The 13,018-nt window shown below is 31.6% G+C and carries 12 protein-coding genes; 3 read left to right on the forward strand and 9 right to left on the reverse strand.

Annotated features, from left to right (window positions below):
• Window positions 1-358: 358 nt before the first annotated feature.
• Together GKG00_RS00005 and GKG00_RS00010 are read right to left on the reverse strand one after the other, a co-directional pair.
• Window positions 359-853 carry a threonine/serine exporter family protein gene (locus tag GKG00_RS00005; RefSeq protein ID WP_154253585.1) on the reverse strand — a complete coding sequence of 165 codons (495 nt, stop codon included), beginning with the start codon at window positions 851-853 and terminating at the stop codon, window positions 359-361.
• Window positions 853-1,647 carry a threonine/serine exporter family protein gene (locus tag GKG00_RS00010; RefSeq protein ID WP_094207354.1) on the reverse strand — a complete coding sequence of 265 codons (795 nt, stop codon included), beginning with the start codon at window positions 1,645-1,647 and terminating at the stop codon, window positions 853-855. Before GKG00_RS00010 ends, GKG00_RS00005 begins: the two co-directional genes overlap by 1 nt.
• A gap of 44 nt (window positions 1,648-1,691) precedes the next feature.
• Between GKG00_RS00010 and GKG00_RS00015 the strand changes: the two genes are divergently transcribed.
• The gene (locus tag GKG00_RS00015) at window positions 1,692-2,195 is read left to right on the forward strand and encodes a nitroreductase family protein (RefSeq protein WP_094207355.1); all 504 of its coding nucleotides are present in this window, start codon (window positions 1,692-1,694) and stop codon (window positions 2,193-2,195) included.
• 54 nt (window positions 2,196-2,249) lie between these two features.
• Here the strand turns inward: GKG00_RS00015 and GKG00_RS00020 are convergent, their stop codons facing one another.
• The 7 genes from GKG00_RS00020 to ileS all read right to left on the reverse strand — a co-directional run bounded on the left by GKG00_RS00020 (window position 2,250) and on the right by ileS (window position 10,726).
• A complete protein-coding gene (locus tag GKG00_RS00020) occupies window positions 2,250-3,365 on the reverse strand; it encodes a 2Fe-2S iron-sulfur cluster-binding protein (RefSeq protein WP_094205972.1) in 1,116 nt (371 codons plus the stop codon).
• Window positions 3,366-3,374: 9 nt separating this feature from the next.
• The gene (locus GKG00_RS00025) at window positions 3,375-3,959 is read right to left on the reverse strand and encodes an Rnf-Nqr domain containing protein (protein ID WP_002837117.1); all 585 of its coding nucleotides are present in this window, start codon (window positions 3,957-3,959) and stop codon (window positions 3,375-3,377) included.
• On the reverse strand, window positions 3,959-4,573 hold the full coding sequence (nqrD, locus tag GKG00_RS00030) for an NADH:ubiquinone reductase (Na(+)-transporting) subunit D (RefSeq protein WP_154253586.1): 615 nt from the start codon (window positions 4,571-4,573) through the stop codon (window positions 3,959-3,961). Before nqrD ends, GKG00_RS00025 begins: the two co-directional genes overlap by 1 nt.
• A complete protein-coding gene (locus GKG00_RS00035) occupies window positions 4,573-5,178 on the reverse strand; it encodes an FMN-binding protein (protein WP_154253587.1) in 606 nt (201 codons plus the stop codon). Before GKG00_RS00035 ends, nqrD begins: the two co-directional genes overlap by 1 nt.
• Window positions 5,171-6,166: an RnfABCDGE type electron transport complex subunit D gene (locus tag GKG00_RS00040; protein ID WP_346962817.1), complete on the reverse strand. Its 996-nt coding sequence runs from the start codon at window positions 6,164-6,166 to the stop codon at window positions 5,171-5,173. The genes GKG00_RS00035 and GKG00_RS00040 overlap by 8 nt, the downstream gene beginning before the upstream one ends.
• 268 nt (window positions 6,167-6,434) lie before the next feature.
• Window positions 6,435-7,490: a lysylphosphatidylglycerol synthase transmembrane domain-containing protein gene (locus GKG00_RS00045; RefSeq protein WP_154253589.1), complete on the reverse strand. Its 1,056-nt coding sequence runs from the start codon at window positions 7,488-7,490 to the stop codon at window positions 6,435-6,437.
• 128 nt (window positions 7,491-7,618) lie between these two features.
• Window positions 7,619-10,726: an isoleucine--tRNA ligase gene (gene ileS, locus GKG00_RS00050; RefSeq protein ID WP_154253590.1), complete on the reverse strand. Its 3,108-nt coding sequence runs from the start codon at window positions 10,724-10,726 to the stop codon at window positions 7,619-7,621.
• 369 nt (window positions 10,727-11,095) lie between these two features.
• Between ileS and GKG00_RS00055 the strand changes: the two genes are divergently transcribed.
• Window positions 11,096-11,440: a DUF5684 domain-containing protein gene (locus GKG00_RS00055; RefSeq protein WP_094207361.1), complete on the forward strand. Its 345-nt coding sequence runs from the start codon at window positions 11,096-11,098 to the stop codon at window positions 11,438-11,440.
• A gap of 9 nt (window positions 11,441-11,449) precedes the next feature.
• On the forward strand, window positions 11,450-12,997 hold the full coding sequence (locus GKG00_RS00060) for a cell wall-binding repeat-containing protein (RefSeq protein WP_154253591.1): 1,548 nt from the start codon (window positions 11,450-11,452) through the stop codon (window positions 12,995-12,997).
• The last annotated feature ends 21 nt before the right edge of the window (window positions 12,998-13,018 follow it).

Below are 13,018 nucleotides of genomic sequence, written 5' to 3' on the forward strand. Positions count from 1 at the left end.
TTTTTTATTCTCACCGAATTATTGTTTGGTTTGTACTTCTCTCAAAGTATTTACTTTATTTAATTTATTAAGGTTCTATAGTTTGTTGTCTTAATGACAACTTTCTTCGCACTTTCGTAACGACTTTGTTAGTATATCATACCAACTTTTCTTTGTCAACACTTTTTCGAAATATTTTTCTTTCAAAATGTGTTTTCTTGAAATGTTACTTTAGTGAACTATTATAGTTTACTATCATCATTTCATTTTGTCAAGTGTTTTGTAAAACTTTTTTTATTTTCGTTTTACATGCATTACTTTCTTTTAAGTAATTTAAAAAGCACTTAACTCAAAGTGCTTATTTATAATATCAAGGTTTTTATTTTTTGTCAAGTGTTTTTTTGTTTTTTATTTTAAAAATCGAATTTGTTTGTAAATGCTCTATTGTATTATGCTTAATCGACTTAGATGATAAGGATGCTACAAGTATTCCAAGAGCTATACTGGCGGCAAATAACATAGCATTTCTCGCATGTGAAAAAGCTAGTTTAGAATTTTGCTGAATTGTGTAATACATTGTGTAATACATATCTGCCCCTGGAACTAAAGAAATTATTCCTGGTATTACAAAAACTGTAACTGGCATGTGAACTTTTCTTGAAGCTATCTCTCCTATTATTCCTACAGCAATTGATGCAAACAGAGCTGCGATAAATTTATTGTCTAAAATCATTGTTAAATATTTGTAAACAAACCACGCTACAAATCCAGATACCATAACTATTTTATAAGACCTTTTTGGTGAATCGTAAAATAGCGAAAATCCTAATGTGGCAAATGATGAAATGATTGATTCTATAATTATATATATCATTAAATCGCCTCCATCATAACCGCAAAATACAATATACTACCAACACCTAGAGCTATACTCAACGCTGTAATCACAGCGTTAATCATAGAACTTATCCCAGATAATAAGTCCCCACTAAGTACATCTCTTACAGAGTTTGTAATGGAAACGCCAGGAACAAACGGCATGATACATCCAACGATAATACTGTTCATATCCAAAGCCACACTAAACATTCCAAAAATTTTCAATGTAACTAAAGTTAGAAATGTCATAAACGCAACTGTAATATATGTATTAACAAATTGTGGGTTTTCTTTTCGTTGAAAAAATCTAAAAACTAGCATTTCTAATATAGATATAAAGAAAGCTACGACAGGTTCAATAATGCCACCTACTAATAAATGTGCAAATAATCCTGAAGCTGCGGATGCCCCTAGGATGTACAATTTTTTATCTACAGCTCTATTATCTATTTTGTTTATTATTTCTATTGATTCATCCAAAGTGTACACATCTTTTACAAAATTTCTGGAAAAATTATTGATTTGATGAATTTTCCACAAATTTGTCGCCTTTGGAATTGTTCTTCTCATAGTAACAAGATCTCCAAAATCAAAACTCAAACATATAATTATACATGTATAAGATACGAATACATTTATTTTATTAACTTTTTGAATACTTTTACTCATTCTAAAAGCTGTATCTTCTACACGATATGTTTCTGCACCACTCTCGAGCAAAATTCTTGCAGTGTCAGCGACGACATCCATTAGATTTTGGCAATCTTCTTTTGTTTTAACAAATTGCAAAATATCTCCTCCAGTATTAAAATTATAACATATAGGAGGCAATTATGGATATTATCAAAAACAGAAGATCGAGAAGAAAATTTACATCTAAAAAAGTATCAATAGAAGATATGAAAAAAATCGTAGAAGCTGGAACCTATGCTCCAACCGGTATGAATAAACAAGACAACATAATCGTCGCTATTTCTGATGATAGTACAATGGAAAGCTTATTAAAATACATCAGAAAGCACTTAAACAATGAAAACTACAACGGATTTTATAATTGCAAAAATATGATTTTGATTTTGAGTCCACACGATAACAGAAATAGAAAATTCGACTGTGGATGTATAATGCAAAATATGATGTTAAAAGCTTGTGAACTAAATGTAGCAAATGTATGGATTAATCAATTTTATGATTCTTATGATAGCGAACACATTAGAAAATTCTTACAATCTATAGACATCGATGAAGATTATGAAATAACTTGTGCACTTGCTTTAGGTCACAGCGAAGAAACACCAAAAATCAAACCAAACAAATTTAGAACTAAATTTATCTAAAAAAAGATCGATTGAATTCTGACTCACAATCAGTTTTCAATCGATCTTTGTATTTTAGAAGTTATCGTAATAAATTCTGTCGTCAGTTACTCCAACTTCGTTCAATGCTTTTGTCAAAGACTCTATCATTCTTGGTGAACCGCATAGGTAAGCTGAGCTGTTCTTACCAGTTTCTTTGCAATATTTCTTGATTGCATCGTCAGCATGTCCAGTTTCTCCTTCCCAATTCATTTCAGGAGTTGTTCTTGACAATACTGGGATAAATTTGAAATCGTACAAATCTTCTTCAAATTCTTTCAATTCATCTAACAAGAATAAATCATCTGGAGTTTTGGCCCCAAAGTAGAATCTTGCTTTTCTCTTAACATCATGATCTCTCATATGGTTAAGGATAGATCTTATTGGTGCGAAGCCAGTTCCAGCTGCTCCCAATATAATTTCAGTATCTTCATCATGATAGTAGAAATCACCATAAGGACCATTAATAGTAACCTTATCGCCTTCTTTAAGAACTTTGTGGCAATAAGTTGTACAGATACCCTTGGTATAACCAATTAACAATTCTATATGTTTTTCATCTCTAATACTAGATGCAATAGAATATGCTCTGAATACTTCTTCATCTGATCCTTCATATCCATCGCCTTTTGGATATTCTTCTGCTTTTAATTGTACATATTGACCTGGCTTAAATTTGATTGTTTCTCCTTCTGGAAGTTCAAATCTAAACTTAGTTATTCTATCAGTCAAAGGTAACTTTTCAACAAGAGTTGTTTCGTATTCTTTTACATTAAATAATTCTTCTGGAATTTGAATCGAAATATCTTTTTTAACTTTTACCTGACAAGATAATCTAACGCTATCGTTAAGTTCATCTTCTGTTAACATTGGTTTTTCTGTAGCAAGTACAGGACCTGCTCCATCCAAAACTTTCACCTTACAATAACCACATGATCCCTTCCCCCCACAAGCTGAAGGAATGAATACTTTTTGGTTTCTAAGTGTAGATAATAAACTATCTCCACCATCTACCGTAAATTCTTTATCGTTATTAATAGTTAGTTTTACTTCACCATAATCTGCAATGTATTTATCTGCAAATGAAAGCAACAATGCAAATAATGCACACAACACAGACACTACAATTGTTGTAATAATTATTTGTCCCATGATTCCTCCTTATGATATTTGAACTATACCAGAGAATCCGATGAATGCCATCGCCATGATTCCAGTTATAATTAAAGTTAGAGGAGATCCTTGGAGACCTTTTGGCACAGATGAATCTTTGATTTTGGATCTAATTCCTGCCATTGATACAATTGCTAGCATCCAACCAAGTCCACTTCCTATTGCAAATCCAACTGTTTGCAAGAAATTGTAGTTTCTGATTACCATGAACAAACTTACCCCTAAAATCGCACAGTTTACTGTGATAAGTGGCAAGAATATTCCCAATGCGTAATACAAGTTCGGAATGTATTTTTCCAAAATCATTTCCAATAATTGAACAAATGCTGCTATCGATATAATAAATATTATATATCTCAAATATTCTATATTAAATCTAACAACTAATTTGTATAAGAAAAAGTTGATTATAGTTGTGATTGTCAATACGAATGTTACAGCTATTCCCAATCCTGTTGCAGTTTCAATTTCTTTACTTACTGCTATGAATGAACACATCCCCAAAAAGTTTGAGAAAATCATGTTCGAAGTAAAGATTGATGCAAAAAATATAACTAAAGGACTAATTGTCATTACTTAGCATCTCCTTCCTTTTTAAGATGAGCATTAGCAATCCACATAACAATAGGTAAAATGAAGAATGCTGCCGGTGGCATAACCATCATTGTCCAAGGCACAAAACTTTCAGGCATTATTCTGAATCCAAATACACTACCGAATCCCAACAATTCTCTGACTAAAGCTATAAGCACAAGAACTACAGTATAACCCAAACCTGATGCCACACCATCTACAAAACTACTTACAGGATCGTTACTAATAGCAAATGCTTCTGCACGTCCCATTATTATACAGTTGGTAATAATCAATCCAACATAAGGTCCTAATGTTTTACTCATTTCTGGCATGTAAGCCTTTAAGAAAATATCAACTATTATTACGAAGAACGAAATAATAAATACTTGAACCATCATACGAATGTGTTTTGGAGTTACTTTTCTAAGTAAACTAATCAAAAACGATGAACATCCTGTAACAAACGCTAGGGCGAGTCCCATAACCAAGGAGTTCATACACAAGTTTGTTACTGCTAATGTGGAACAAATTCCAATAACTTGAATAAGAACAGGGTTGTCATCAAGCAATCCATTTTTCAATAATTTAGTATATTTATTTGAATTAGCCATTATTTACCTCCATTCTCAATAAACTCATTCACATCTTCATTAATCATATTAACAACAAATGTAGATGTTTGAGTTGCACCACTTATAGCATCAATGTTACCGCCGTTTGCTGGTTTATTGATTACAATTTTACCGTCAACTGGCTTTGAAATATCCAAATCTCTATATTGGTTTTTGTATTCATCTTCTGTAATACGTCCACCCAAACCAGGAGTTTCGTCTTGTTTAATGAATTCTATTCCAACAAGTTTTTTCATATCTTTAGTTATTCCTACATATCCACTGATTGAACCCCAAAGACCAGGTCCGTTGATAGGAACTGCATAAGCTTTTTCTTCGCCATCTTGTTTTAAAATGTAAAGTTTATTGCCTTTATAGTCTTCTTCTTCGACATTGTCTTTAAAAGTCTTGTCAATGTTTGATGCAGAAGTATCTTCAGGTAAGATATTAAATACATTTAAAATTTTTTGTTTTAATTCGATATCTTGATTGAATTCTATTGTAGGAGTTGTAACATGATTTAACAAAGCCAACGCTAATGTCAAAACTAGTGTTAATCCCAACATAAAAATTACTGGATATACGACTGATTTTTTCTTAGCCATTAACCTTGACCTCCTTATTTGCTTTTGCTTTTTTATTAGCTTTAACTTTATTTACACAATAATCAATTATTGGTGCAAAAGTATTGCCAATAAGAACTGCAAACATAACACCACCTGCAAATAGTGCAAATCCTCTTATAATTACAGTTACAATTCCTATTATGAAACCATAAATCCATTTACCAATTGGAGTCTTAGCTGCAGATACTGGATCTGTCGCCATGAACACTGTACCGAATAAGAATCCTCCCATTAACATTCCGTAAATAGGATTAGGAACAGAGGTTACACCTACTGCGTTAAAAATTAAACTTAATGCGCAAAAACCAAGTACACTTCCTGCCATAATTTGCCAACTTGCAACTTTTTTATAAATCAAGTAAATTGCCCCAATTATAATTAAAACTTTACAAGTTTCACCGATAACGCCGGGAATTTGTCCCATGATTAACGTTGGGATTGTTTCAAATGCTGAGTTAACTTTGAAAGCTGTCATTGGAGTTGGTTGTGTCATAGAATCCAATGATTGAGTTAAATAAGTTCCAAATCCTCCAGGAAAACCTCCTACAGCTTTGTTCCAATAAATAGTCATTTGTTGAGGAAAATTAACATAAATAAATACACGAGCCACTAAGGCTGGATTGAAAACATTTTTTGCAAATCCTCCAAAAACCATCTTCCCGAAAAATATACCAAACGCTATACCAACCGCTGAAATCCAAAAAGGAATAGATGGTGGTAATGTCATTGTATACAAACAGGATGTGACAATAGCTGCTTCAGATATTTTGTTTCTTTTGAATATCTTCGCGTTAGATAAATATTCAACAAGGCATGCAACAATTATGTTTAGCAAAAACAAAGCTAACACTCTTAGCCCATAAAAATATATCGCCACTACAGCAATCGGCAAAAGAGCAAACATAACAGGATGCATCATTTTTTGTTTCATAAAATACTTATTATAAAACTCTTTCAAACCTTTCACCCCTTATAAAATTTTTTATATATAAAATCCATAAAATACGGATTTGTTTTCATAAATAAAAGCTTTTCATTATGTACTTAAAAAAATATTTCTTTTATTTATCATATCATAAGCCCTCTCAAAATCAATGATAAAATTTGTTATTTTTAATAAGTACAATATCATGCACCAAATATATTGACCATATATAATATACCCATTTGATTAAAAAAATATTTAACACGTATCATTTTTTAATAAAAAAATCGATCTAAATTAATAGATCGATCTACTGTTCTTGATTCAGTTTTATAAGACTGTTGTTTTTCTGATAATTTTTACGATTAGTCTTCACTAATAAAAAGTATAGCCCTGCAAAAGGAACCGCTAAGTAAAATGTAACAAATCTATTGATTGCCATAATACTAAATGCCAATGATTTTGGCATAAAAGAAGAATACACAAGCATCATGCTACCTTCGATAACTCCTACACCTCCAGGAATGTGAACACTTTCGAATGAAATTGTAACCACAGCTTGGATCAGAACCAGAGTCATAAAATTATATGAATTTAGTCCAAATGATTTGTATAAGATTGCAGGAATTGCAAATGAAAACAAAAGCATCGGAATCGAAATGCACAATAATTTCGCAAAAACTTTTTTGTTATTTATCAAAAATTTTCCGAAATTTTTGTGTTCTTCAATTGTTTTTGTAATATCTTCTTCTGATTTACTGAAACGTCTCAAAAGTTTAAATTTAGAAAATACCGTGTTAAAAAATCTAATTACTCTAGCCGCCAATTCACTATCAAACATCAAAAATCCTATACCGATTACCAAGACCAATTGACACACTATTCCATACATAACCAAGTATTTAAATTCAGAAATCGCCGCAATTTTACCTACTAATCCAAAAATCATTGCTACAAAGAAAATAATTACCATAGACAAATGATAAATCCAATTAAAAGAAAGTAGTGAATTAATTGTAGTCAATGAATCAATGTTATCCGTCCTCATTGTGTGATATTGTAACGGTTGTCCAAGGCTACCACCTGGAGATATCATACTGAAAAAATAATCAGTAAATGTATATCCGAAACACCTTGTAAATGATACATCATAACCTTGTATACTTAGAAGATATTTGTATGATATAGCTTCCAATAGAAAAAACATAAACATAGTCAGAACACATGCTGCTATGAAAACTGGTCCTATCTTTTTTATTACATCAAAAGCATCATCTGCTCCAATTTTGTTTTTTATGAAAAAAATTACTACTACACTAAATGCAAATACTAAAATCGCTCTTAAAATCGTGTTTTTGTTTTTCATGTTGCACCTCATCTGATAAAAGTATACCATTAGTGTAGTACAGTTTCAATTAGTTTTTTCACTTGTTGACTTTTTGTATACTTTTGAGTGCAAAAAAGCCTACCGAAATTAATCAGTAGGCTAATTCGTTATTTTCTTATAACTTCAATTCTAACATTTTCTCCATTCAAATCAACATCTTCACCATCTACATTTTCATCAATAATTATATCGACAGTCAATGTTTCATCTTTTATGAAGTCTTCATATTGTTCAATTGCTTTTTTAATATCATCTGTAGGATTGATTTTGATGATGATATTATCTAAAACATCAAAGTCATTTGATTTTCTCATTTGTTGAACTTTACTTACAAGTTCACGCGCATATCCTTCCATCAATAATTCATCAGTGATTTCTGTGTCCAAGATTACAAAATAATCTCCTTGCATTGTCACATCGAATCCTTCTTTGGAATTAATTCTTACATCAACGTAATCTCTCTTGATATCAATGTCTTCATCGTCTAATTTAATATTCAAATCTGATTTGTCTAGTTTTGATACGAAATCCTTGGCGTTTATATCTTTCAAATAATTTCCAAAAGATTTGATGTGTTTACCAAGAATACTACCTGCAACTTTGAAGTTAGGTTTTAGTTCGTAATTCATGAATTCTGATAAATCCTTCTTGTATTCGATATCTTTTAAGTTGATTTCTTCTTTGATTAAATCCTTGAACTCTTCAATCTTATCCTTAAATCTTTCATCTAGGACGATTTTCTTCAATGGTTGACGAACTTTAATATTCACTTCTTCACGAGAAGCTCTTGCAAGAGTTACAAAAGTTCTTACCATTTCCATCTTTTCTTCTAATTTATTGTCGATTAAATCTTCATTTACCTTATCGAAATAAGCTAAGTGAACTGATTTTTCGCCTGTTAAATCGTGATACATTTCTTCTGCTATAAATGGAGTAAATGGAGCAATTAATTTTGTAAGTCCAACTAATATTTCGTAAGTTGTGTTGTAAACAGCTTTTTTGTCATCATCCATTTCTGTTTTCCAGAATCTTCTTCTGTTACGTCTGATGTACCAGTTTGATAAATCTTCTATTACAAAGTTAGAAATTTCTCTTGCAACTTTTGTATATTCAAATTGATCCATATTTTCAAAGTAGAATTTTTGTAGATTTGTAAACTTAGACAAAATCCATTTGTCAATTACAGCTCTGTCTTCGTATTCTACAAAATATTCTGTAGGGTCTGTTTCATCAGTTGTTGCATACATTTGGAAGAAGTTATAAGTGTTTCTGAATGATCTGAAGAATTTACTTTCAACTTCTTGTAAACCACTTACATCAAATTTTGTTGGAATCCATGGTGGAGATACATAAAGTGAGTAGAATCTAACAACGTCTGCTCCGTATTTGTCGAATAGTTCAATCGGATCAATTGTGTTTCCTCTCGATTTACTCATCTTCTTTCCATCTTTATCCAAGATTAAATCATTTACCAAAACATTTTTGTATGGTACTTTTCCTGTAATCATTGTAGAAATAGCTAACAATGAATAGAACCATCCACGTGTTTGGTCAATTCCTTCGTTGATAAAATCTGCTGGGAACACTTTATCAAAATCATCTGTATGTTCAAATGGCCAGTGTTGTTGTGCAAAAGGCATAGCTCCAGAGTCAAACCAAACGTCAATGACGTCTTTTTCTCTAGTCATTATTTCGCCACATTCTGGACATCTAATGTGAACATCGTCAACGTATGGTCTGTGAAGTTCGATATTTTCATCTATATCTTCGATAGCTAACTCTTTTAATTCTTTTCTTGAACCAACAGAAAGTGTATGATTACATTTATCACATTTCCAAATATTTAATGGAGTTCCCCAGTATCTGTTTCTAGAAATTGCCCAGTCTTTAATATTTTCTAGCCAATTTCCAAATCTTCCTTCTCCAACATGATCTGGATACCAGTTCACACCGTTATTGTTTTCAACTAATTTATCTTTTAATTTGCTAACTTCAATGTACCATGATGGTTTTGAATAATAGATAAGTGGTGTGTGGCATCTCCAGCAGTGAGGATAATTGTGTTCAATTTTTTGTTTCCTAAATAATTTGTTTTCTTCTTTTAATCTTTGTAAAACTTCTGGATCTGTATCCATAACTTGTTGACCATCCCATGGACCGCCAACGAATTTTCCTTCTTCATCAACAGGATTGATTAATGGCAAATCGTATCTTCTTCCTGTTTGATAGTCGTCTTCCCCAAAAGCTGGCGCTGTGTGAACAATTCCTGTACCATCTTCAACAGTTACATAATCTGCCAAAGTCACATAAAATGCTTTTTTGTTAACATCATAAATAGGTAAAAGTTGTTCGTATTCCATATACTCCATGTCTTTACCTTTTAATTCTTTGATTAAAGTGTAGTCTTCGCCTTCGTGACCCAACAAATCGTGTGCTTTGTTTTTTGCAAGATATATTTTTTCTCCGTCTTTTTCTGCCAAAATATAGTCAATATCAGGATGTACTGTCAAACAAACATTTGATGGCAATGTCCAAGGAGTTGTAGTCCATGCCAAGAAATATTCATCTGCATCTTTTCTTTTGAATTTAACATATCCTGTTGTAGTTTTGATATTTTCATATCCTTGGGCAACTTCGTGTGATGCAAGACCAGTACCACATCTCGGACAATATGGAAGAATTTTCGCTCCTTCATAAATCAATCCGTCCTTGTACATTTTATCAAGCAATGCCCATACTGATTCAATGTAATTATTGTCCAAAGTAATATATGGATCATCCATATCTACATTGTATGCCATTCTATCTGACATTTCTTGCCATTTTTCTCTGTAAGAAAATACAGATTTCTTACATTCTTCGTTGAACTTTTCTACTCCGTAATTTTCGATTTCTTTTTTATCGTGAAGACCAAGTTTCTTTTCAACTTCGATCTCAACTGGAAGACCATGAGTATCCCAACCAGCTTTTTTATAAACTTTGTATCCTTGCATAGTTTTGTATCTGCAAGTCATATCTTTTAAAGTTCTACTTATAACGTGATGAATTCCTGGTTTCCCATTTGCAGTTGGAGGGCCATCGTAAAATACATATCTATTTTCTTCATCTCTACTGTTGTAAGTTTCATTCAAAAGATCAATCTCTTTCCAATACTTACTAGTAGCCTGTTCACGTTCCTTAACAGGTTTCTTAGAAAGCTCCTTAAACTTTTTCATAAACAAATCTCCTTATAAAATAATTAAAAAATCCCTTGGAAAATTAATTCCAAGGGACGAATAAACCGCGGTACCACCCTAATTGTGTAAACCTCTCATTTCTTGTAACGTCAAGTAATACGCACAAACCTATTAGATCTGTGAGCTTCTTTCAGATGATTCGAATATTTCTTAATTTATCCCTCTCACCATACAGGATTCTCTGTAAAATCAATCAAAATATTCCGTTCTGATCACAGCTTTTAATAGAATTATAATAATATATTTTTAATAATTTGTCAAATATTTATAAAAATTATACAAAATTTCTCACGCTAATGCCAATAAATTGTTTTAAAAATGCTATAATAATATAAAGGAGTGATTAAAGTGATTACAACAACAATTGTATTATTTTTATATGTAATAAATGCAATAGGATTGTGGAAAATGTTTGAAAAAGCTGGAATATTTGGACTGTGGAGTTTTGTACCATTATTAAATATCTGGCTATTGTTCAAAATAGTTTATGGAACAGGAATCGCATCCCTGGCACTACTAATTCCAATAATAAATTTCTTTGTAATTTTGCATCTAAACTACTCACAAGTAAGAGTCTACGGACAAGAGGATTTGCTTTTCAAAATAATTTCAGTATTCTTTCCTCATCTTACAAGAGTATATATTGGATGGAGTGAGCTTGAATATATCGGACCCCTTAGATCTTTAGGTTAGGAGTTAAAAATGAAAAACTTTAAAAATTTTAAAATCGTTGTATTGGCATTTATATTAGCACTTTCAATATCAACGCCAACATTTTCAAAAAAGCAAATCGAAAAAGTATCAATAGAGGGTGAAAATAGATACGAAACAGCCCTACAAATATCAAAGATTTCGCATCCTAAAACATCCACCACAGCAATAATAGTAAATTCAGAAAAAATTGCAGATTCGTTGTCAGTAGGAGTGTTGGCACATAAAATAAATAGCCCGATACTTTTAACAGATTTTGCTAAAATTAACCAATCTACATTAAAAGAAATCCAAAGACTTAAATCTACAAATATTATACTTGTAGGTGGCACTCAAAGTATTTCCAAATCACAAGAAACAAATCTAATAAAACAAGGTTATAATGTAAGAAGAATATCTGGAAAAGACAGAATTGATACATCATTTGAAATAGCAAAAGAACTTTCTAATCTCAACCAAACAAAACAGTTCGACAATGCATTTTTAGTTCACTCTACCAAATCAATCGTAGATTCAGCAAGTGTCAGTGCAGCTGCATGTCGTATGAATAGTCCAATTTTATTCGTAGGAAATGATATAAAATCATTTAAAGAAAAACATGGAAACTATACATTCAATAACACATATCTAATAGGCGGAGCTACAGCAAAATTATCCAAAAATTTCCCAAATCCAATAATCATTTATGGAAAAAACAGAAATGATACAAGTATGAAAATAGCCGACACATTTTTCAAAAATTCAAAATCTATTTTCTTAGCCAAAAACGGCGATCAAAGATTTTCTGAATTGATAGATTGCGTTACAGTGGCACCATTTGCAGCAAATGAAAAAAGTCCGATAATATTTGCATCAACAAAAAACAATCTAACAATAACAGAGAAAAATTTCTTCAATAAATTAAATCCAAATAAAATAACATTAATCGGTGGTGGACTTCATCATAAATATAATGAAATAATCGGAAAAACTCCACCTAAAAAAGACTACGTATTATTAAATGTATCTCAAATCAACCAAAACAAAGCAGGTTTGCCAATGGGATGCGAAGCAGCATCATTACTTCAATGTCTCCACTACAAAAACATTAAAACTAACACGAATATTAACCAATTTATAAAAGAAATGCCACTAGCAAAAGACAACAACCCGAATAACGGATTTGCGGGTTCTCCTTTTAATATCGATGAAAGAATTTACCAATCAATACTTCCAGAACCTTTAACAAAATGGGCTAACAAATACGCAAACGCAGAAAATATTTCTAGCAAATCTTCAGAATATATAAGAGAAGAAATCTCAAAAGGAAACCCTGTAATATTCTTTGCTACGTATAAATTCAGAAATCCAACATTCAAAGATTATTTCTGGGGCAAAAATGCACTTTACAACGCACACGTAATGGTAGTAGATGGCTACGACAAAAACAGAATGCACATAGTAGATCCAGCAGAAGATAAACCAGACGGATATTGGATATCCCGCTCACTTTTTGATAGCAGATACAACATCAAAAAATACGCCGTCGTTGTTAGATAGTTTTGTAATTTTACTAAAAAG

This window comes from Finegoldia sp. BIOML-A1 (assembly GCF_009678325.1).
GTDB lineage: Bacteria > Bacillota > Clostridia > Tissierellales > Peptoniphilaceae > Finegoldia > Finegoldia magna.